Here is a 20,653-nt window from a genome sequence, read left to right as displayed (position 1 = left end):
GCATTGACATAGGGTAAGAATCTGATTTTGATGCTGTTTACTTACAGGTTGCCGGGTTTTCAGCATGCCGGAAGCTAAAATATTGAGTTGTATGGTATGCTGCTGTAATCTTAAAGGCAGGCATAATTATTGTAAATTATCTGATCAACTCCCCGCTATGAAATCACCTCTGTCCTATCATGAGAAATACAATATCCTGACTGCCGAAGAACACAAGTTGCTTCTGCGCACCATTCCTGTTATCCGGAAATTTATCCGGAAATCCCGTAGAATCAGTTCGGTTCATTATGCCACACGCGATGCCCACTCCAAATCCTACGGATACCTGAAAGGAACTTTCCTCCCGGCAGCAACTCACGAAGCAGAAAAGTTTTTCCCTAATGCTTCTTACGAAGTCCTGGTGCGATATTCGCACGCCCATCTTAAAATCATTAAAACCGACCGCCAGTTGCCGGTCTACGGCCTGGCCTTAAAAATCAAATGGAATCAACAGGAAATCAATTATCCGCTGGTTAATTTCCCGGTGTTTGTAACCAATTCCGTAACCAGGTTTTTAAAATTATTCATCGGGATCAACCGGTTTTATACCGCTCCTTTTATTTTAAAACCATATAAATTGCTGAATGTTGGACTTCGGGTAATCCCTATAATGGCGGAACTGATGAATGTATCTTTCATCAAAGCTTTTAAAGATTTCATGAAAACCTTCCCGGATTTCATCCTTAGTCGTGAATATCATTCCATCGGTGCTTATCGCTGGGGAGATCACATGATCAAACTGAAAATGGTTCCGGTACAGACCGGTTTTAAACCGGATAAATCCAGATCTGTTTTTGAAAATATTCAGGAATATGTCTCGGAACAACCGGTGTATTACAATCTCTATGCGCAGTTTGCGTATGATGAGAAATTTCAGCCCGTTAATGATCTGAAAAAACAATGGACTGCCACGCCCGATGTGCATCTGGGAACCATCGAACTCAATGAAGTATTACAGGACAGCCCCGATCTGGAAAAATGCTCATTCAGTCCTTTCGAAAGTCCGGAAGTTTTTCAGCCCGTCGGCAAAATTCAGTCCCTGCGAAAGGCTGCATATGAAGCTTCAGTGCAAACCCGGAATCAACTTAATGCTGATTAACATGAGTCTGCTGAAGTTCACATCCAAAGGCATTTATTGTATTCCCGGGAAATTCTACATCGATCCCTGGTGTCCGGTGGACCTGGCTGTCATCACGCACGGCCACGCCGATCACGCACGCAGCGGAATGAAAAAATACCTGTGCCACCATTTTACCAAACCCATTCTTCATTCCCGCATCGGAGCCGGAATTAGCTGCCAGAGCATCGGATATGGCGAAACGCTGGATATTAATGGTGTAAAAGTATCGTTGCATCCCGCCGGACATATCATTGGCTCGGCACAAATCCGCATGGAATATAAGGGTTTTGTCTCGGTCATATCGGGAGATTATAAAGTTCAGAATGATGGCATTTCTACGCCTTTTGAACCGGTAAAATGCCACGAATTTGTGACGGAAAGCACCTTTGGACTACCCATTTATAACTGGCTTACCATTGAACAGCAGGAGGAACAGCTCAAAGCTTGGGTGGAACAAAACCGGATTAACCGAAAAACTTCGGTATTCATTGGCTATTCCCTCGGTAAATCCCAGCGCATTATGAAAGCATTAGAAGGGCTGGGCGAATTACACGTTCATTATACCATCGCCAGACTCAATGAAGCCTACGAGTCGGTGGGAATTGAACTGCCGGAATATGCCACCATCGACTTACGCGAAGACAAAAAACATCTGGACGGAAAAATTGTGATTTTGCCACCGGCACTGATCGACAATCCTGCGATGAAGAAAATTCCCAATCTTGCGTATGCCATTTGCTCCGGATGGATGCAGGTGCGCGGGGCCCGCCGCTGGCGAAGTGCGGATGCCGGATTCGCCATCAGTGACCATGCCGACTGGAAAGGACTGCTGCAAGCCATCAAAGCTACAGAAGCAGAGAAAGTATTTGTAACCCACGGTCAAACCGCTGTTTTTGCCAAGTATTTAAATGAAACCGGCATTGAGGCGGCCGAAGTGAAAACCGAATTTGGTGATGACGATGAAAAAACCGAAACAGAAGGCTGATGAAAAATTTTGCAACATTAATCAATGCGCTGGACAGCACCAATAAAACTTCCCTGAAACAGGAAGCCATCGCTGTTTTTCTGGAAACGGCACCTGATGCAGATAAACTTTGGTTTCTGGCGCTCTTCACCGGGAAGAAACCAAAAAGAAGTATTAACAGTACCCTGATGAAACAATGGGCAATGGAAATTTCCGGTATTCCGGAATGGCTTTTTCTGGAAAGCTATGCTTCTGTTGGTGATCTGGGCGAAACCATCTCCCTGATTTTGCCGCCGCCCGAAGAGAAAATTGAATATTCCCTTTCGGAATGGATGGAAAAGATCATCCGGCTCAATGCATATTCTGAAGGTGAAAAGAAGGAGTTTGTCTCGGCAGCCTGGTGTGGGCTGGATTACATCGAAAGGTTTATTTTCAATAAACTTCTGGGTGGGAGTTTCCGGATCGGCGTTTCTTCCAAAACTTTAATCAATTCATTGGCCAAGTATTATCAGCTCGATCCCAGTGCAGTAACCCACAGCATTATGGGCGACTGGAATCCTGCTGAGGCAGAATTTGATAAACTTATTCACGGCGGATATACCGATACCAATTTGTCCAAACCTTATCCTTTTTGTCTGGCGTATGCGCTGGAGAAAAATCTGGACGAACTCGGCGAGACGGAGGACTGGATGGTAGAATACAAATGGGACGGCATCCGCGGGCAATTCATCAAACGAAATGAAGAGGTTTTTATCTGGTCCCGTGGTGAAGAACTCGTTACGCCACAGTTTCCCGAAGTTCACGATGAACTGATGAAATGGAGCGGGAATTTCGTCATTGATGGTGAAATTCTGGCTTATAAAGATGGAAATATTCTCAATTTTAATGAACTTCAGAAAAGACTGAACCGCAAAACATTAACCAAAAAGATGCTGGAAGAAATTCCGGTTGCTGTTTTTGTGTATGATCTCCTGGAATGGGAAGGCGACGATTACCGTGGCAAAACCATGAAAGAGCGCCGGCTGAAACTGGAAGAATTACTCGAAACCCAGGTCTCGGATAGGATTCTTCTTTCAGAAAAAATAAATTTCAACGACTGGAATCAACTGCCCGAACTTCGGGAAAATGCACGCGAAATCAACAGTGAAGGCCTGATGCTGAAACATAAAAACTCGCCCTACCATACCGGACGGAAAAAAGGCGATTGGTGGAAGTGGAAGATTGCGCCGCTTACCATAGATGCGGTGCTGATTTATGCGCAGAAAGGCAGTGGCCGCCGCAGCGCTTACTACACAGATTATACCTTTGCGGTGAAGAAAGAAGGCGAACTGGTGACCATTGCCAAAGCCTATTCGGGGCTGACGGATAAAGAAATTCAGGAGGTGAGCCGTTTTATATCTAAAAATGTCGTTGAAAAATTCGGGCCGGTGCGCACCGTGAAACCCGAACTGGTTTTCGAGATTGCTTTTGAAGGAATCGGCTACAGCAACCGTCACAAATCCGGTGTGGCACTGCGCTTTCCCAGAATTCTGCGCTGGCGCAGAGATAAGAAAGCAGATGAAATTGATGATATTGAAGACATTAAAAAACTGATCAATTGAGCAACAATTTTCAGCAATCCACCGGTTATCTTCTCATTCAGAACTGGATGAAAGAGAAGGGAATGGAAGCTTTTTCTTTTCAGAAACAGGCCTGGCAACGGTATGCCAACGGTTATTCCGGGATGATTGTGGCGCCCACGGGTTTCGGGAAAACTTATTCGGTTTTCCTGGGCGTACTCATTGATTTTTTTAACCATCCGGAGGCATTTAAGCCGGGATTAAAACTCCTTTGGATTACACCGCTCCGTTCACTGGCAAAAGATCTGGCAAAAGCGATGCAGGAAGCCATTGATGAAATCGGCCTGGATTGGGTGGTAGAAGTGCGCAACGGTGATACTGACATCAAACAGAAAGCACGGCAAACCAAACAGATGCCCGACATCCTGCTTGTGACACCGGAAAGTCTGCACCTGCTTTTGGCGCAAAAAAACAACGAACGATTCTTTAAATCCCTGCATTGTATTGCGGTAGATGAATGGCACGAACTTCTGAGCTCCAAACGGGGCGTGATGGTAGAACTGGCGCTGGCCGTACTCCGTCATCGTCAGCCAAAAATCCGGATTTGGGGCATTACCGCGACCATTGGAAATCTGGATGAAGCTCTGAAAGTTTTATTGCCCGGACTGGCCAAAAGAACCAAAGTTGTCGCGCGTGAAAATAAGAAAACAGACATTCTAGCGGTTTATCCGCCCGAAGTGGAAATTCTGCCATGGGCAGGACATCTAGGAGGTCGTTTGGTGGAGCAGGTGGTGCCGATTATCCTGCAGAGTAGATCGACTTTAATTTTTACCAATACCCGCAGCCAGGCAGAAATGTGGTATCAGTTATTGCTCGAAGCTCATCCCGATTTTGCCGGTCAGATTGCGCTGCATCACAGTTCCATTGACGCGCACCTTCGTATCTGGGTGGAGGAAAATCTGAGTTCCGGACTTCTGAAAGCGGTGGTTTCTACCTCTTCACTGGATCTGGGAGTGGATTTTAAACCGGTGGACACTGTTATTCAGATTGGCTCCAGCAAAGGCGTGGCGCGGTTTATGCAGCGAGCGGGACGGAGCGGGCATTCGCCTTTTGAAACCTCAAAAATTTATTTTGTCCCGACCCATTCGCTCGAACTCATTGAAGCCTCTGCGCTGAAAGAAGCTGTTAAAAATAAAATCATCGAAAGCCGGGAACCCATCGTGATGACTTTCGACGTGCTGGTGCAGTTTCTGATCACACTGGCACTTGGCGGCGGTTTTAAACCTGAAGAAATGCGTGCGGTTATTCAAAGTACTTTTGCTTTTTCCGAAATGACCGGTGAAGACTGGAACTGGTGTCTGTACTTCACCACCACGGGCGGAAAAACAGGTAAAAATTACGAGGAATTTCACAAAGCAGTGGAAAACGAAGAAGGAAAACTGGTCGTCCAGAAAAGAAAAATAGCCATGCTGCACCGCATGAACATCGGTGTTATTGTAAGCGATTCTATGCTGAAAGTGAAATTTATGGGCGGCGGCTATATTGGAATGATTGAGGAATATTTTATATCCAAACTGAAAAAAGGTGACAAATTTGTGCTGGCCGGACGGGTGCTGGAATATGCCTTGCTGAAGGAAATGACGGTTTTCGTACGGGCATCCTCGGGTAAAGCCATTACACCTAGCTGGCTGGGCGGGCGGTTGCCGCTTTCCGCCAATCTGAGTCATTTTTTGCGGAAGAAACTCGCCGAATCCCTTTCGCCCAATGCGCGTGAAAAAGAATTGAAATTCCTGCATCCTTTGCTTACAAGACAAAATCTTATCTCACAAATTCCCAAAGAAAACCAGTTTCTGGTAGAAAACATCAGAACCCGTGAAGGCTATCACCTGTTTTTTTATCCGTTTGAAGGCAGATTGGTGCACGAAGTCATGGCCGCACTGATGGCCTATCGCATCAGCCGTTTGTATCCCATCAGTTTTTCTATGGCGATGAATGATTACGGATTTGAACTGTTCAGTGATCAGGAAATCAATCTTTCCCGTGAAGAACTGGAACAGATTTTATCCAAAGAAAACCTGATGACCGATGTCATCAGCAGTGTGAATGCCACCGAAATGGCCCGGCGGAAATTCCGCGATATCGCCGTGATTTCGGGGATGGTGGTGCAGACGATGCCCGGACGGCAGGTCAATAACCGTGCGCTCCAGGCTTCATCGGGCATTATTTTCAGCGTGCTGGAGGATTATGACCCCGAAAATCTTTTATTGAGACAGGCCTACACCGAAGTTTTTAATCAGCAATTAGAGGAAGTAAGGCTGAATGCGGCCTTCGACCGGATTGCCCGGTCCGAAATTTTATATATTTTTTCTGATAAATTTACACCCCTTAGTTTTCCAATTAAGGTAGACAGCCTGCGGCAGTCGCTCACCAGCGAAGATCTGACGACACGGGTGCGGAAAATTCAGGAGCGGAATCTGAAAAGCAAAACCAAAAAAAGAAAATGATTTTAGCTGAAAAAAGCATCTTTATCCGAAATAACGAGTTCCTGCTGACCAATCAGCGGGCGATGTTCTGGCCCGATAAAAAGGCATTAGTTTTTTCCGATTTACATCTGGGCAAGACGGCGCATTTTCGCAAAAACGGTATTGCCCTGCCTTCTTCGCTGATTCTGGAAGATTTAAAAAGATTGTCAAGACTTATTCTCCATTATCAGGCAGAAAAATTAATGGTGGTGGGCGATTTTCTGCACGCCGGTAAAAATTCTGAATTTGAAATATTTGAAGACTGGAAGTCGGAATTTTCTGATATTGAAATAATGCTCATCAAAGGCAATCACGACAAAATTCCTGACACTGAACTGCTGCAATTGGGCATCAGTGAAATTCATTCTGAATGGAAAGAATCAGGTTTTGTTTTCAGTCACGACTTTACGGAATCTGAGCATTTCCTGATTTCGGGGCACATTCATCCTGGCCTGAGCCTGAAAACCGGCACCCGCCGTTATCTGAAATTTCCCTGCTTTGTAGTCTGCGAAAAGCAACTGATCTTACCGGCGTTCAGCAGTTTCACGGGTTTGGATACCTTTAACCATCCCGAAAATGCGACCTATTATTTTTTTTCAGAAGAGGGGATTTATCAACTTTAAATTTAGTTTTTGGTCTGATTTTCGCCGCTGTAAATAAGAATTCCCTAATTGTATTTTGATGAAGGCTAAAGAAATTTCATATGTTCCGCAGCAATCGAAAGGCGCTTTTCATGATACCGGAAGCCGTGCAGAAGTTGATGCGGTTTTGGTGGATGAGCAATTCGAAATTCTGAAATCCCGGTTTCTGGATATCAACCACTGGCAGGAAATCTGTACGGTGGGTACGACCGCTTTTGGGCTTTTTTCTGCTGAGGGAACGCCCTTGCAGAGGAATCCGCAGGTGGGTGATAAAATCCGGATTGATGTGCCCGGACCTGATGGCAGTGATGCGTTCGATTGGGTAGATGTAGAGGATTTCCGGGAATTTAGGCTACCATCTGAGCGCGAATATTGTATGATGATGACCTTGCGACCTGCTTGCCCGCCCGGGAATTCTGCGGCAGAACCAGTGGCGCACTTTTATTCCGGAGAAGCGACTTCTACCATCGCTATTGTAAAAGGTGAAAACTACCTTTGTGCATCTGTGCATGGCCGAAATGAGGTTCCCAATACGGAAAGTCCGCAGATACCGGACAAATTGCGTAATGTAGTGCTGGCAAGTGGCGGAGCGCTGGGCGCAGCCAAGGTACAATGGAAAATGCTGACCGATGGATTGCTTAAAGATTTGGGAACGGACGGTTAAGGGGTAGCATCAGCATTCATTCAGTTTTTTATTTATAAACAATGCCCCATTTTTTGTCGAGGGCGACAAATTCTTCTGGAGTTTTGGGTTGCCAGGGAGTTCCGGCGGGCGATCCCAGTTCCCGGAAATAACCTTCGAACCCGGCCGGGGAATAAATGAAGACCATTATCAAAATAAATGTTTGAATACGGTTGGATTTTTGTTGTGGCGTTTTGCGCCAGTGATAGGAGCGGCATCCTTTTTTGGATGGCTTGGAAAATCTCAGTTATCAAAACAATAATTTTTGCCATCTAAAAAAGATACAGCGGATAGCACGGTCCCGGTGCGGTGAAATTTTGAATAGAATTACAGATATGGAATCGCAACGGGAGGCGCCCAGACAGAGGAAAGCTAAAGTCCTGTCATATGTTGTAAAATCAGAACCGGGTGAGAATTCCCCAGTGGATTTTGGTGTCTCCGAAGCGAATCTCATTGCCAAACTGATTCCCGTTTGATATCTGAAAACTCATGAGTCCGATGGGCAGGAAAAAATTGAAGCCTATTCCGAAACTGAACAATTGTGGTTTCAGCTGAGCCGTTTTATTGTTGAGTTGTCCGTATTGCAGAAACAAATCGAAAAACGCCTGTTCATTAACCAGATAGCGGTATTCTGCATTGCCATAAAAGTAGAAATCTGCGTATAGCGATTCTTCGTTAAAGCCCCGCATGGAATTCCAGCCCCCAAAGCGCAACAGTTCATTGGTGGTGAGTTCATTTTCTGAGTTCAGGAGTGCGGTTTCACCCTTCAGATTCAGGTAATGATTGCCCCGCAGGTTCAGATTGTGCTCGCCAAAAATAAAGAACCGGGTCTGCCGGGCTCGGATTTTCGTGGCGGTATAGTCTGTAGAAAGCAAATCTGCTTCTGCCCGGATGTGTGTGCGATGCAGGAACAGTTCTACATCTGTGGGTGCGGTATAATGATACCAGAGACCGGCTCCTTTGCGGCTGTAGTCCACCCCCTGGGTGTAAAGTGAATCCAGTACGCTGGAAGTTTCAAAGGTGCCGCGGAGTCCGATTTTCTGGCGGGTAGAAACGTTGTAATAGAGGGCGGGAATCATTTTTACATTGGCAAAAGTAGAATCCTGGCGGAAGATATTCATATTAACACTGGTGCCCACATTCGACTGAAAAAGGTAGGGGATATCCGCTTTCAGGTCAAAGGTCTGGCCTTTGTCGGGATTCCGCTGCCAGTACAGGGAAACGTTTTCAAAATTGTTAAAAATATTCCGGAATTGCAGGTTCAGGGTTCCGTTGAAGGTGAATTTATCGGTTTTATCATTGCCGAAACCCACCATCCCATCGAAGGAATTCACTTTTCTTTTTTGCAGAAAGAGAAATACCTGGGTAGAGTCTCTGGTAAAAAGCGTTTGCGGCGGTCGTTCCAGCGTTACAAACGGATGATTCTGAAGACTCTGATTGATGGCGATGAGGTTTTTATCATCGTACTGACGGTTTTTAAATTCTTTTTCCAGGTTCCTGGTAAATCTGCGGGGTACTTTTTCGTAGCCTTTTACCACAAATCCGTCTATGGTTCGTCGCCGGTTTTTATGGACGGAAAGTTCTACTTTTGGCAATCCTTCCTTCATTCCGGTGTACCGGGTTTTTACCCTGCTGAAGGAATAGCCGCGGTCTATGTATTTTTGGTTGAGGTCTTTCTTGGTGGAATCCAGATTTTTGGTAAAAAATTCTTTCTCGGTTTTCAGTTCCTGCACCACCGAATCTGCCAGTTGCACAAATCCTTTGTTGAAGGCTTCTCCTTTGTCATAGAAGATTTCGGTACGCAGGCTGTCTTCTTTTACGGCTTTCAGTTCGGTAAAGAAATAATGGTTTTGAGCGAGTGAATCCAGGAATTTTACAGCGGCCAGTGAATCTTTCACACGGGTTTTCTGACCTCCGGCCACGTCTGTAAGCCAGTATTCCCGTTGCTGCGCCGGAATGAGGGCGAAGAAACTTAAAAATATAATGGCAAACAATAATCGCATAGCAAATAATAACGGAAATACAGCCCGTTCATTTTGGAGCACCCGTTATTTTTGGTAAAAATCGGAAAACTAATCCAGCTGATTGTATTTTTTCATCAGTTTTTCATAAAAATTCTGAGGCAGTAGCCATTTCAGAGGAACGCCGATTTTCTGACCGAATTTCCCGAAGTAGTAATGGGCTTTCCACTGTTTTTTTTGCAGCAGTTGGTCCATGTACGCTGCCACTTCCAAGGGTTCGGTGCCTTCGCCCACATGGGCATTCATCAGCGCATGAACTTTGGCGAAGGTATTCTGGTAGGGTTCAGAAACCTTTGTTTTTACTCTGTTTTCGGCAATATTGGTTTTGATGTCGCCCAGATGCAGGGAGCATACCTGCACATTCCAGGCATCTACTTCGTAACGCATGGCTTCGGTGACTTTGTCCAGCGCAGATTTTGAAGCAGAATAGAATCCGCGGAACGGCAGTCCCATTTCACTGCCGATGCTGGAAACATTGATGATTCTTCCATATCTGTTTTGCCTCATGACTGGCATCACGGCACTCATCATCTGGACCGCTCCCACCAGATTCAGGTTAAAGAGCTTCAGGATATCCTCTTTTGCAGAGTCTTCCACGGCTCCTACCATTCCCATTCCGGCATTATTAATCAGGACATCGATGCAGGTCTCCTGTTTCAGAATTTGTGCAACGGCATTTTGTACGGCATCGTTGTCTGTAATGTCTGCAGATATACTGGTGAAATACGGGTTTTCCACCGTTTTACGGCTCAGGCCATACACCTGATGACCGTTCTTGCCTAAATATTCTGCAAGCACATATCCGATTCCGGATGAGGTTCCGGTGATGAGGATTATTTTGGATTTCATGGGTCAATGATTGTTAAAGAATTCAGATCCTGCCAGAATGCGGGATAAGATTTTTCTACCACTGCTGGATTTTCTATTCGCACGTTGTACAGCAGACAAAGCGGCGCAAAACTCATGGCCATTCTGTGGTCGTCATACGTTTTAATAATGATTTCAGAATCCGGGGCTTCAAATGTATCACATTGAATGGTCGCATCTGTAATGTCTGCACAGGCTCCTGTTTTGCGCAGTTCGTTCTGGAGGGCAAGCAGGCGGTCGGTTTCTTTTATTTTTAATGTAGCCAGTCCGGAAATTTTAAAAGGAATCCGCAGTGCTGCTGCAACCACGCAAACGGTTTGTGCCAGATCCGGGCAATCATTCATATTGAGCGTAATGCGGGCAGGATTTTGAAAATCCGACACAGGATTCAGGGTGATAAGATCTGCAGTAAAACAGGTGTGAATTCTGAAATTTTGTTCAAATATTTCTGCAATGCGGGCATCGCCTTGTTTTGAACTGTCAAAAAAACTTTTCAGCTGAATGGTCTTCCTGCCGAGGGCTGCCAGTGCGTAGAAGTATGAGGCAGAACTCCAGTCACTTTCCACCCGGAAGGCTTTTGGCATTGGTAAGCCGGTAAGTGACTGTACAGTAATCCGGTTTTTTTCAAAACGATTGCTGATGCCCAATTGGGTTAAGATGCTTAATGTCAGTTCTATATACGGCTTGGAGGTTACTTCGCCTTCCAGCTTCACGTGTAGTCCGTTTGGCAGTTTTGCACCAATCAGCAGCAAAGCCGAAATGAACTGGCTGGAGATGTGGGCGGGAATGGTAACTTGGTTTCGGGTTAAACGTGTGCCGGTAATTTGCAGGGGAGGAAAGCCTTCCTTTTCGGTATATTCAATTTGCGCTCCCAGCTCACGCAATGCATTTACCAGAAATCCTACGGGCCGTTGTTTCATCCGTCCGGAGCCGGTCAGAAGTACGGTTCTGCCTTCCTGAACCGCAAAAAACGCAGTAAGGAAACGCATGGCTGTTCCCGCATGACCGATGTCTATGGTGTCAGCGGCAGAAGACAGTGCCTGCTCCAGAATCAGGGAGTCTTTGGAGTCAGAAAGATTATGGATGCTGATGTTGCCAAAAAGTTTTTCCAGAATCAGCAACCGGTTCGAAATGCTCTTCGAACCGCCAATGGCGATGGTTTGATTTTCTTTTAATTTTGATTTTCTGAGCAACATCATGATCCGCAGCGTGCCGGCCTTTTATTTGAGTTTGGGGTTGTTCTGATGGCGTTCTTTGTCCCGCAGCGTTTTTGCCTGCATTTTTCTGTCAAAAGCGGCCTGCAGGTCTGTCCCGGTCTGATTGGCCAGGCAAAGTGTGACAAAGAGGACATCTGCCAGTTCTTCGCCCAGTTCTTTTGTTTTGTCACGCTCTTTTTCGCTTTGTTCACCATATCGGCGCGCAATGATGCGGGCTACTTCGCCTACTTCCTCGGTCAGCATCGCCATATTGGTCAGTTCATTGAAATAACGGACGCCTACCATTTGGATCCATTCATCTACCTGATTTTGAAGCGCGGTAATTTCCATCATTATTTATTGATACGCACCCAGCGTAGGATTAGACGTTCTGGATACTTTAACCAGATCCAGCGGAACTCCGGCTGCAACAGATGGATCGCCTTTTCCTTTGGCTTCAGAATCGCTGGCCACGCGCATATTCATCTGTGCGGTGTAGTAATTCATGAATTTTGGATCCTGATTAATGATGGAATTAACGATGGAGGGATTTCCGGTAAAACCAAACCCGGCCACATTGCTGTCATGCTTAAATAATGAATTCTGAATCAGATAGGTAAACGTTTGCGCAGGAGCAATGTTCAGCATAATGGCATTGCTTCCTCTGGTATAGAGTATGGAATTTCGGATGTTGAGGTTCATGGGCGCAGATTCTATTTGCCCGTTTGCCGTCACCCATTCGTTTGATGCGTAAAGGGAGAGAGCGTCGCCGGTTCCTGTAAGCTGCCAGTAATTTGCGATCGTGGAGTGGACGAAATTATAGTTTCCGCCTTTGTAGATTCCAATTGATGAATTCAGGCAGTTATTCATCACCAGATTTTCGGCGTTGATGGTTGAATTTACCGCATGGATTCCGTATTCATCAAAGGTGTGGATGATGGAGTTCTTGATATTTGCAGTTGCTTCTCTGAGGTCCAGCCCCCGGATTCCTCCGAAAACTTTTCCGTAGTTCATATTCAACGCAGCACCCGGTTCGAAATAGATGGAGTTCCAGTTTTTCGGAATGGTGTCGTATTTCGGGTCATTTCTGTGTCCGCGGATGGTCACTTCCTGGCCCAGGTCGCCGTTTACATTCAGCGTAGCACCGCCTTCCACCTTCATACCGCTGTTTTTAAAAAAGTAAACCCGGGTTCCCTGTTCTATATTCAGTTCGGCGCCAGTTTCAAGGGTCAGGTCTCCGTAAATGATTTTGGCTTTGTCCGGGTTCCAGGTCACATTTCCAGTGAGTGTATTGGGGTTTCCCGGGGTTTGAACAAAAAATTCTGCATCCTGTACTACAGAGAAAAGCGTGACCTGCTGCTGGGAAACAGGTGTGGTAAAGTTGATATAATCTTCTGCAATGGCTTCCGGTCCGGAAGCAGTAGGCGCAATTTCCACAAAGATATAGAGGCTGTCTTTTTTCCGCACCGGCACATTGGCGAAACTGTGTCCGGACTGGCCATCTACATTAATGCGGTACAGAGAGGCTGCGCCGCGGCCCAGATTGATGTGCGGAATCATAATATCCCGGTCTTCATCGTTATATACCTTTACGGCGTAAGATTCGGAACGCACCTGGTGGTACACGGTATCACAAAATACAGTGTCCTGAGAGAAGCGAAGTTCCTGCGAAGGCGCATCAAAAGCTATATCATCCTGGTTGCAGGAAATGGCCAGGATTCCCAGCCAGAACAGGGCGGCGAATAAATGTCTGATCTTCATAAAACGATATTAAACAGGATTCAAATGTAACGAAAAAAACCAAGAAATTGATATTTGTCAATATTTTCAATCATGAGTTTGCAGGATTAAATATATTTAGTATTTTTGCAACCTAAAATTCAGCAGAGAAAGATCCATTACTTATTTCGAAGCGGGTTTTGTATAATCAATTAAAATTTAATAAGTTATGAAAAAAGGTATTCACCCTGAAAATTATAGACTTGTTGTTTTCAAAGATATGAGTAACGACGAGATGTTTCTAGGCAAATCTACTGCAGAGACCAAAGACGTTATAGAGTATGAAGGAGAAACATATCCGTTAATCAAAATGGAAATCTCTTCAACTTCTCACCCGTTCTATACCGGTAAAACGAAACTGGTAGATACAGCAGGACGTGTAGATAAGTTCATGAACAAGTACAAGAAATTCGCAAAATAATTGCCGGATTTAAATGATATTAAAGTCTTTCAGTTTCTGAGAGACTTTTTTTATTGTAATTTTGTGTGCGCAGCTACGCTCTACAGCTATGTAAAGCTGCATTGATATTTTCCGCTCTAATTATTAAAGTATACCGTATGCAACTCGTTTTTTCTGATGCTCAGTTTCATGAAGATTTTCTCCCGCTCACTTTTACCAGGCCTACGGCAGAAATGCGCTGCGGAGTGCTCACCTTTGCCGAAAGATGGCAGAAACTTCTGGAAATTACAGAGACGGCTTATATTACCGAGGATTATCTTCAGGCAAAATTCCGGAGTCCGGAGCAGGTGCAAAGCCTTTTTCTGGTGCCCAATTTTTTGCCCACAGATCAGGTGCTGAGCCTGATTCGGAAACTGAAGCCCGGCGAAGCGCTGGTGTATGAAAATGAATTACTGGCAGCCAATATCCAGATGAAAGATTTTTCGCTGAATCAGATTGAAAAAATGACCGACATTACAGAAGAGCTCGTATTCTTTAAAAAACCATCGGACCTCTTTACGCACAATGCGAAAGCCATTGACTTTGATTTTGAACTCCTCACCCGTGGCAGGGTGTCGCAGGAGCTTTCTGAAACCAACGGATTTTTGGGAGATAAAAAGGATTTGTTCATAGAAGAGGGTGCGGTGGTAGAATTTTCTACGCTCAACTGTAAAACCGGAAAAATTTATATCGGTAGAGATGCGGAGGTAATGGAGGGTTGCCACCTGCGGGGACCCATTGCCCTCTGTGAAAACTCAAAATTTAATCTGGGAAGTAAAATTTATGGCGAAACTACCGTGGGGCCTTATTCCAAAGTTGGCGGCGAAGTAAATAATGTGGTGATCTTCGGATATTCCAACAAAGGCCATGACGGATTCATCGGGAATTCGGTCATCGGTGAGTGGTGCAATCTGGGCGCAGACACCAACTCGTCTAATTTGAAAAACAATTATTCCGCCGTGAAACTGTGGAACTACAGACATGAGCAGTTTGAGGATACCGGCTTGCAGTTCTGCGGTCTGATTATGGGAGATCACTCAAAATCTGCCATCAATACGCAGTTTAACACCGGTACAGTGGTGGGTGTGGCCAGTAATATTTTTAAATCCGGTTTTCCGCCAAATTATATTCCGAATTTCAGTTGGGGCGGTATGGAAGGAGATGAAAGATTTGCCCTGAATAAAGCCTGCGAGGTGGCAGAACGGGTAATGGCGAGGAGAAAAATTGAATTTACCGAAGATGACCGCGCAATTCTGACTTATATTTTTAGCGAATATTAAATTATTCTCAATAATTCACCCCGATTTTTATTTTTCATAAAAATACATTAATTTTGCAAAGAAAGTAAAGATGTCTATTCACAACAAAATTACAGAAACGGCCATCACTTTCGATGACGTTTTAATGATACCTTCCTATTCGGAAGTTTTACCCAACCAGGTTTCCCTGAAATCACGTCTTTCTGACAAAATCACACTGAACGCGCCTATTGTTTCTGCTGCCATGGATACGGTGACCGAAGCCGATATGGCTATTGCACTGGCCAGAGTTGGCGGTCTGGGATTTATTCACAAAAACATGCCCATAGATGAGCAGGCTTCACAGGTTTTCCGCGTGAAAAGATCTGAAAACGGAATGATTTCTGATCCCGTGACCCTTTCCAAAGACCATACGCTTGCAGAAGCCAAAGATCTGATGACCAGATTTAAAATCAGCGGACTTCCCGTGGTGGATCAGGAGAATACCCTCATCGGAATCATTACCAACCGGGATGTGAAATATCAGGAAAATCTGGATTCCAAAGTAGAGGAACTCATGACCAAAGACCACCTGATTACCTCTGACAAGGACACCAATCTGGAGCAGGCAAAAGAAATTCTGCTGAAGAACAGAATAGAAAAACTGCCCATTGTTGATAAAAATTTTAAACTCGTTGGACTTATCACCATTAAAGATATTGACAATCAGATGGAATATCCCAACGCCAATAAAGATGCAGATGGCAGACTGATGGTGGGCGCAGGCGTGGGCGTAGGCGAGGACACGCTGGACCGGGTTGCCGCACTGGTGAAAGCGGGTGTAGATATCATAGCCGTAGATTCTGCACATGGCCACTCTAAAGGTGTTCTGGATAAAATTGCTGAAATCCGCAAAAACTTCCCGGATCTGGATATTGTAGGCGGAAATATTGTAACCGCTGAAGCCGCAAAGGATCTTATTGCAGCAGGTGCCAACGTGTTGAAAGTTGGTGTGGGACCGGGTTCCATCTGTACGACCAGAGTCGTAGCGGGCGTGGGTGTGCCGCAGCTTTCGGCTATTTATAATGTTTTTGAATATGCCAAAACCAAGAATGTAGCAGTAATTGCAGACGGTGGCATCAAACTTTCGGGCGATATTGTAAAAGCTCTGGCCTCCGGGGCAAGTGCCGTAATGCTGGGATCACTGCTTGCCGGGACCGATGAGGCGCCGGGTGAGGAAATCATTTTTCAGGGACGTAAATTCAAATCCTACCAGGGAATGGGATCTCTTTCTGCTATGAAACGCGGCGGAAAAGAAAGATATTTCCAAAGTGAAGCGAAAAAGTTTGTTCCGGAAGGCATAGAAGGCAGAGTGCCGCATAAGGGAAAGCTGGAAGATGTGGTTTTTCAGCTCACAGGTGGCATCCGTGCCGGTATGGGTTACTGTGGAACCAAAGATATAGAAGCGCTGCAGAACGATGCTAAAATGGTCATGATTACCGGCAGCGGATTGAAAGAAAGTCATCCGCACGACGTAATTATTACACAGGAAGCACCAAATTATTCGCTTTAAGAAAAAAATCATAATTTAGGGAGTTCAATTTGCAGCTCCCTTTTTTTATGGGATTGCTCCTTAAAAAAATACTACATGGGGTATCTCGACTTACAGCAAAGGCTGGATCAGCTCTTTGAAGAATGTGATTTTGCTTCTTTAACCGAGGGTTTTCAGCCGGATTCCGTTGCTTTTCAGGCATTAAACTGTCCGAAATACTATATAACGCTTCATGATCTTGCCAAATTAAAACCGGTTTATATCAACGATATCCTCCGGGACTTTTATGGTTTCAGTAAAAACACCTTTGCTGATGTGGATTATTTCTACTATTTCATGACCATACATCCTACTAAATATGGTGCTTTGCTGGATTCTGTCCTTCATTTCAAAAAAGGCGGAAAAGGCTTCCTTAACCTGGAATATAAACTCAAAAACGCCCGGAAGAAATACGAGAAATTTGTAGGCAGCACCAGATCTGTATTTATTGATGAGAAGCCGGTGTTTGCCATTACCGTGATGGAAAAGGCAGGCTTTGGTGCAGAAAACGATATAGAACGAGCACAGAATGTGACCCCGCGCGAACGGGAAATTATTGAACTGTACTGCCAGGGGATGAATGTGAAAGAAGTGGCGGATTGCCTTTCGATCTCGGAAAGTACGGTGAAAGTTCACCTGAAAAATATTTATAAGAAACTGGGCGTGAGCAATAGCCGGGAACTCATTACGTTCTTTGAGGAACTGCAGATATAAAAATACCCCGAAAGTGGTATTGGTTTTCCGGACGATTCCATTTATTTTTGGGTCGTCCTAAAAACCATGAAACCTCATCAATGAAACCTGAGAAAGGATGCATCTGATGAAAAAGAAGCAGGCCGGAGTCTTCTCCGGTCTTTTTCGTGCAAAAACTTTTCTTATATTTAAGCCTGATTACTGCAACATTAATATGATAAAAACAGTTGCTCTGAAGAAGAGAAATTATCTGCGGGTTACCGTGAAATTCAGTTTTGCAAAAAGGTTAGTTTTCTGTAGCTTCATGATCATGCTGGGGTCGTGCAAATCTGCTGCGTCGGGTTACGAAACTTTGCCTGCAGGCGGAACGGCAGTGATGGCCGCCGAAAAGAATGAATTTGCTGATTTAATGAAAAAGGACGGCGTGGATAAAGATCACGAGACGGCAGAAGTGCTCACCTATCTGCTGAACAGTACTGATCCCGATGACCCTTATACTGCTGCAGTTATAGAAAATCCTTCAGATTGTGATATTGTCTTCCGGATGGTGGAAATCAACAGCGGACGCATTTATAATTTGCCCGTGGCCAGAAGGAATTACAATCAGTTTAAAATTGCCAAGGGCAGCTACACCATGCGCGCCAATATCTGTCAGGGAAAGTTTTACAGTCAGGAGCGGGTTACAGAACCCCTCATCATTAAACTTAAAAAGCTCTAAATCAATTAGTCTATGCTGTTTTTACCAGTTCAGATTTTTTCTGCTGATAAAACTCATAATAAAGTAATTGTGTTAATGATTCAAAGAGGATACCTTTGTCCTAATTAAAAATAATCGAAATGAAAAAGATCATCAGTGTTTTAGCAATAGGATTGCTCATGCTGCAGGCATGTAAACAGAACCCTGCAACCCCGCGAAGCTCAGCCACAGATGCCGAAACCATTAAAGTAAGCGGCGAGACCATTACCCATGAAATATTAAATCCACCACTGGTGCCGGCGCCCATAGGAGACCGTGGTGCCAGAAAAGTAGTCATTAATCTGGAAGCAACAGAGATTGAAAGTGAGCTGGCAGACGGCGTTACGTATAAGTTCTGGACCTTTAACAATACCGTGCCGGGTACCTTCATCCGGGTACGCGTAGGAGATGAGGTGGAGTTGCGATTGAAAAACGCATCCAACAGTGTGATGCCGCACAATATAGACCTGCATGCCGTCAATGGTCCGGGTGGAGGGGCAGAAGCCACCAATGTTGCGCCTGGAAAAGAAGCCATTTTTACGTTTAAAGCATTAAATCCCGGTATTTATGTTTATCACTGTGCTGCTGCACCTGTTCCCTTGCATATTGCCAACGGAATGTACGGGATGATTCTGGTAGAACCGGAAGGTGGATTGCCTAAAGTGGATCGCGAGTATTACATTATGCAGGGTGATTTCTATACCAAAGGGAAAACTGATGAAAAAGGCTTTCAGGAGTTTGATCAGGACAAAGGCGTAGATGAAAATCCTACCTATGTGGTATTCAATGGCCGGAAGAATTCACTGATGGGTAAAAATGCGCTTGAAGCAAAAGTAGGGGAGACGGTACGTCTTTTCGTAGGAAACGGCGGTCCGAACCTGGCTTCTTCTTTCCATGTTATTGGTGAAATTTTTGACAAAGTATATGTGGAAGGTGGTAGTAAAATTAACGAAAACGTACAGACTACACTGATTCCTGCCGGAGGTGCGGTCATGGTAGAGTTTAAAGTAGATGAACCTGGAGAGTACATCCTGGTAGATCACTCCATCTTCAGAGCCTTTAACAAAGGTGCCATTGGTAAACTGGTGGTCACCGGAGAGAAGAACCCGAAGATCTTTAATAAAGTAAAATAAAAAACCATTGTAAACCCTGAAGAATCCGCTATGAAACACATTTTCCATATCCTGATGATTTGTAGTGGGTTCTTTTTTATTGGCTGCCAGGAAAATGGTTCTGTTGCAGAACTGCAGCCCGGAGACCAAGTGTTTCCGGAAACAGCCATTCGGTCGGAGGTACAGATGAAACAGATTGCCGGTGGTGATTACCTTCCTTTTTATGGCACCGACAGTGTGCTGATTCATGTGGATGATTTTTTGCTGGATGAACGGCCGGTAACCAATCGTGAGTTTCTGGATTTTGTTCAGAAAAATCCGCAATGGAAAAAAAGCAATGTCCGCAGACTCTTTGCAGATGAAACCTATCTGGCTCACTGGGAAACAGATGATTCGCCGGGAGAAAAAGTAAATCCCGACGCACCGGTTACTTTTGTTTCGTGGTTTGCCGCCAATGCTTATGCAAAAAGTGCCGGAAAACGACTGCCCACGGTAGATGAATGGGAATATGTGGCTATGGCTGATGAAACCTCTGCCAATGCCCGCACCAAACCGGAATATTCATCAGAAATTATCAGGCTTTATGAAATCAAATACCGGGAACGAAATTCCGTGAAACAGTCTGCACCAAATTATCATGGTATTTACAATATGTTTGATCTGGTGTGGGAATGGACCGAAGATTTCAATTCTGTACTCACCACCAATGATTCCCGTACAGCCGAATATGATAATAAAGGACTATTCTGTGCCAGTGCAGCCACCACAGCTACAGATGTCCTGAACTATGCCGCTTTCATGCGGTTTGCATTCCGCCAGAGTTTAAAAGCAAATTATACGGTAGCCAATCTCGGCTTCCGCTGTGCTAAAGATTTAGACTGAACATCATGAAAAATTTCTTATTCATATTGCTTTCGTTTTGTATGCTCAGTGCATGCACCAAGAAAGATGCCGTGCCTCAACCTTCAGCCGGTTCCATTTTCCATCTGAGTTCGGAATGGCAGAATCAGGATGGCGAACACCTCAGACTCAGTGACCTCAAAGGTAAAAACCTGGTCGTGGTCATGATTTTTACCAGTTGCCAGACCGCCTGTCCCATTCTGGTGGCAGATATGAAAAAAATTCATAAGAAAATTGATCGCAGCAAACTGAAGGATACCCGTCTGGTACTGATTTCCATAGATCCGGCTAACGATACACCTGAAATCTTGAAAAAATTTGCGGAGCAAAGAGGCATCTATGGAGAACCCTGGGTGTTTCTGCGCAGTGATGACGCGGCTACCCGTGAGTTTGCCAATGTGCTAGCGGTGAAATATAAGCAGATTTCACCAATAGAGTTTTCGCACTCCAATATCATCACGGTGTTTGACCGCAGTGGCGAAATGATCCGTCAGGAGGAAGGTGCAGGCATTAATGCAGATGCGGTGGCGCAAACCGTCAATCAGTTACCGTAA

20 protein-coding genes are annotated in these 20,653 nt (G+C 45.0%); 14 read left to right on the top strand and 6 right to left on the bottom strand.

All coding sequences use genetic code 11. The annotated features are described in order from the left end of the window. Nucleotides 1-157 precede the first annotated feature (157 nt). Genes LKO26_RS12600 through LKO26_RS12575 form a run of 6 tightly spaced genes read left to right on the top strand, consistent with a single transcriptional unit; the run spans nt 158 to nt 7,509 of the window. The gene (locus tag LKO26_RS12600; RefSeq protein WP_227588247.1) at nt 158-1,138 is read left to right on the top strand and encodes a hypothetical protein; all 981 of its coding nucleotides are present in this window, start codon (nt 158-160) and stop codon (nt 1,136-1,138) included. Nucleotide 1,139: 1 nt separating this feature from the next. Then, entirely contained in the window at nt 1,140-2,144 is a 1,005-nt protein-coding gene (locus tag LKO26_RS12595) for a ligase-associated DNA damage response exonuclease (RefSeq protein ID WP_227588268.1), read from the top strand. Continuing rightward, the gene (locus LKO26_RS12590; protein ID WP_227588246.1) at nt 2,144-3,724 is read left to right on the top strand and encodes an ATP-dependent DNA ligase; all 1,581 of its coding nucleotides are present in this window, start codon (nt 2,144-2,146) and stop codon (nt 3,722-3,724) included. The genes LKO26_RS12595 and LKO26_RS12590 overlap by 1 nt, the downstream gene beginning before the upstream one ends. Nucleotides 3,725-3,771: 47 nt before the next feature. Further along, nucleotides 3,772-6,186, top strand: coding sequence for a ligase-associated DNA damage response DEXH box helicase (locus LKO26_RS12585; protein ID WP_227588267.1), 2,415 nt, complete (start codon nt 3,772-3,774; stop codon nt 6,184-6,186). Further along, entirely contained in the window at nt 6,183-6,827 is a 645-nt protein-coding gene (gene pdeM / locus LKO26_RS12580) for a ligase-associated DNA damage response endonuclease PdeM (protein ID WP_227588245.1), read from the top strand. Before LKO26_RS12585 ends, pdeM begins: the two co-directional genes overlap by 4 nt. Nucleotides 6,828-6,885: 58 nt before the next feature. Beyond that, on the top strand, nt 6,886-7,509 hold the full coding sequence (locus LKO26_RS12575) for a hypothetical protein (protein ID WP_227588244.1): 624 nt from the start codon (nt 6,886-6,888) through the stop codon (nt 7,507-7,509). Nucleotides 7,510-7,537: 28 nt separating this feature from the next. Here the strand turns inward: LKO26_RS12575 and LKO26_RS12570 are convergent, their stop codons facing one another. The 6 genes from LKO26_RS12570 to LKO26_RS12545 all read right to left on the bottom strand — a co-directional run bounded on the left by LKO26_RS12570 (nt 7,538) and on the right by LKO26_RS12545 (nt 13,372). After that, nucleotides 7,538-7,675 carry a hypothetical protein gene (locus LKO26_RS12570; RefSeq protein ID WP_227588243.1) on the bottom strand — a complete coding sequence of 46 codons (138 nt, stop codon included), beginning with the start codon at nt 7,673-7,675 and terminating at the stop codon, nt 7,538-7,540. A 250-nt stretch (nt 7,676-7,925) separates the two neighbouring features. After that, entirely contained in the window at nt 7,926-9,530 is a 1,605-nt protein-coding gene (locus tag LKO26_RS12565) for a ShlB/FhaC/HecB family hemolysin secretion/activation protein (protein ID WP_227588242.1), read from the bottom strand. A gap of 69 nt (nt 9,531-9,599) precedes the next feature. Next, complete coding sequence (locus LKO26_RS12560; RefSeq protein WP_227588241.1) at nt 9,600-10,397, bottom strand: SDR family oxidoreductase; 798 nt, start codon at nt 10,395-10,397, stop codon at nt 9,600-9,602. Then, on the bottom strand, nt 10,394-11,614 hold the full coding sequence (locus LKO26_RS12555) for a 3-phosphoshikimate 1-carboxyvinyltransferase (RefSeq protein WP_227588240.1): 1,221 nt from the start codon (nt 11,612-11,614) through the stop codon (nt 10,394-10,396). The genes LKO26_RS12560 and LKO26_RS12555 overlap by 4 nt, the downstream gene beginning before the upstream one ends. A gap of 21 nt (nt 11,615-11,635) precedes the next feature. Then, a complete protein-coding gene (locus tag LKO26_RS12550) occupies nt 11,636-11,962 on the bottom strand; it encodes a nucleotide pyrophosphohydrolase (RefSeq protein WP_227588266.1) in 327 nt (108 codons plus the stop codon). A 6-nt stretch (nt 11,963-11,968) separates the two neighbouring features. Next, nucleotides 11,969-13,372, bottom strand: a complete 1,404-nt coding sequence (locus LKO26_RS12545; protein WP_227588239.1) for a hypothetical protein — start codon at nt 13,370-13,372, stop codon at nt 11,969-11,971. Nucleotides 13,373-13,559: 187 nt separating this feature from the next. Here LKO26_RS12545 and LKO26_RS12540 point away from each other — a divergent pair, with 187 nt between their 5' ends. The 8 genes from LKO26_RS12540 to LKO26_RS12505 all read left to right on the top strand — a co-directional run bounded on the left by LKO26_RS12540 (nt 13,560) and on the right by LKO26_RS12505 (nt 20,653). Further along, nucleotides 13,560-13,811 (top strand): type B 50S ribosomal protein L31, encoded by a 252-nt coding sequence (locus LKO26_RS12540; RefSeq protein WP_227588238.1) that lies wholly within the window; start codon nt 13,560-13,562, stop codon nt 13,809-13,811. A gap of 137 nt (nt 13,812-13,948) precedes the next feature. Further along, a complete protein-coding gene (locus LKO26_RS12535; protein WP_227588237.1) occupies nt 13,949-15,109 on the top strand; it encodes a GlmU family protein in 1,161 nt (386 codons plus the stop codon). A 70-nt stretch (nt 15,110-15,179) separates the two neighbouring features. Further along, nucleotides 15,180-16,640 (top strand): IMP dehydrogenase, encoded by a 1,461-nt coding sequence (gene guaB / locus LKO26_RS12530; protein WP_227588236.1) that lies wholly within the window; start codon nt 15,180-15,182, stop codon nt 16,638-16,640. Between the two features lie 75 nt (nt 16,641-16,715). Next, complete coding sequence (locus LKO26_RS12525) at nt 16,716-17,372, top strand: response regulator transcription factor (protein WP_227588235.1); 657 nt, start codon at nt 16,716-16,718, stop codon at nt 17,370-17,372. 193 nt (nt 17,373-17,565) lie between these two features. Continuing rightward, entirely contained in the window at nt 17,566-18,069 is a 504-nt protein-coding gene (locus LKO26_RS12520; RefSeq protein ID WP_227588234.1) for a DUF6759 domain-containing protein, read from the top strand. Nucleotides 18,070-18,188: 119 nt separating this feature from the next. Next, nucleotides 18,189-19,220 (top strand): copper-containing nitrite reductase, encoded by a 1,032-nt coding sequence (nirK, locus tag LKO26_RS12515; RefSeq protein WP_227588233.1) that lies wholly within the window; start codon nt 18,189-18,191, stop codon nt 19,218-19,220. 30 nt (nt 19,221-19,250) lie between these two features. Further along, nucleotides 19,251-20,081 (top strand): formylglycine-generating enzyme family protein, encoded by an 831-nt coding sequence (locus tag LKO26_RS12510; RefSeq protein ID WP_227588232.1) that lies wholly within the window; start codon nt 19,251-19,253, stop codon nt 20,079-20,081. A gap of 5 nt (nt 20,082-20,086) precedes the next feature. Further along, a complete protein-coding gene (locus LKO26_RS12505; RefSeq protein WP_227588231.1) occupies nt 20,087-20,653 on the top strand; it encodes an SCO family protein in 567 nt (188 codons plus the stop codon).

Origin of the sequence: Chryseobacterium sp. MFBS3-17 (assembly GCF_020687745.1) — a bacterium.
Classification (GTDB): domain Bacteria; phylum Bacteroidota; class Bacteroidia; order Flavobacteriales; family Weeksellaceae; genus Marnyiella.
This window is presented reverse-complemented; position numbering and strand designations above follow the sequence as displayed.

What these genes read in the sequence shown, in the direction of transcription:
- LKO26_RS12600 (WP_227588247.1), top strand. Translation starts at nt 158, where the DNA reads ATGAAATCACCTCTGTCCTATCATGAGAAATACAATATCCTGACTGCC.
- LKO26_RS12595 (WP_227588268.1), top strand. Translation starts at nt 1,140, where the DNA reads ATGAGTCTGCTGAAGTTCACATCCAAAGGCATTTATTGTATTCCCGGG.
- LKO26_RS12590 (WP_227588246.1), top strand. Translation starts at nt 2,144, where the DNA reads ATGAAAAATTTTGCAACATTAATCAATGCGCTGGACAGCACCAATAAA.
- LKO26_RS12585 (WP_227588267.1), top strand. Translation starts at nt 3,772, where the DNA reads ATGAAAGAGAAGGGAATGGAAGCTTTTTCTTTTCAGAAACAGGCCTGG.
- pdeM (WP_227588245.1), top strand. Translation starts at nt 6,183, where the DNA reads ATGATTTTAGCTGAAAAAAGCATCTTTATCCGAAATAACGAGTTCCTG.
- LKO26_RS12575 (WP_227588244.1), top strand. Translation starts at nt 6,886, where the DNA reads ATGAAGGCTAAAGAAATTTCATATGTTCCGCAGCAATCGAAAGGCGCT.
- LKO26_RS12570 (WP_227588243.1), bottom strand. Translation starts at nt 7,675, where the DNA reads ATGGTCTTCATTTATTCCCCGGCCGGGTTCGAAGGTTATTTCCGGGAA.
- LKO26_RS12565 (WP_227588242.1), bottom strand. Translation starts at nt 9,530, where the DNA reads ATGCGATTATTGTTTGCCATTATATTTTTAAGTTTCTTCGCCCTCATT.
- LKO26_RS12560 (WP_227588241.1), bottom strand. Translation starts at nt 10,397, where the DNA reads ATGAAATCCAAAATAATCCTCATCACCGGAACCTCATCCGGAATCGGA.
- LKO26_RS12555 (WP_227588240.1), bottom strand. Translation starts at nt 11,614, where the DNA reads ATGATGTTGCTCAGAAAATCAAAATTAAAAGAAAATCAAACCATCGCC.
- LKO26_RS12550 (WP_227588266.1), bottom strand. Translation starts at nt 11,962, where the DNA reads ATGGAAATTACCGCGCTTCAAAATCAGGTAGATGAATGGATCCAAATG.
- LKO26_RS12545 (WP_227588239.1), bottom strand. Translation starts at nt 13,372, where the DNA reads ATGAAGATCAGACATTTATTCGCCGCCCTGTTCTGGCTGGGAATCCTG.
- LKO26_RS12540 (WP_227588238.1), top strand. Translation starts at nt 13,560, where the DNA reads ATGAAAAAAGGTATTCACCCTGAAAATTATAGACTTGTTGTTTTCAAA.
- LKO26_RS12535 (WP_227588237.1), top strand. Translation starts at nt 13,949, where the DNA reads ATGCAACTCGTTTTTTCTGATGCTCAGTTTCATGAAGATTTTCTCCCG.
- guaB (WP_227588236.1), top strand. Translation starts at nt 15,180, where the DNA reads ATGTCTATTCACAACAAAATTACAGAAACGGCCATCACTTTCGATGAC.
- LKO26_RS12525 (WP_227588235.1), top strand. Translation starts at nt 16,716, where the DNA reads ATGGGGTATCTCGACTTACAGCAAAGGCTGGATCAGCTCTTTGAAGAA.
- LKO26_RS12520 (WP_227588234.1), top strand. Translation starts at nt 17,566, where the DNA reads ATGATAAAAACAGTTGCTCTGAAGAAGAGAAATTATCTGCGGGTTACC.
- nirK (WP_227588233.1), top strand. Translation starts at nt 18,189, where the DNA reads ATGAAAAAGATCATCAGTGTTTTAGCAATAGGATTGCTCATGCTGCAG.
- LKO26_RS12510 (WP_227588232.1), top strand. Translation starts at nt 19,251, where the DNA reads ATGAAACACATTTTCCATATCCTGATGATTTGTAGTGGGTTCTTTTTT.
- LKO26_RS12505 (WP_227588231.1), top strand. Translation starts at nt 20,087, where the DNA reads ATGAAAAATTTCTTATTCATATTGCTTTCGTTTTGTATGCTCAGTGCA.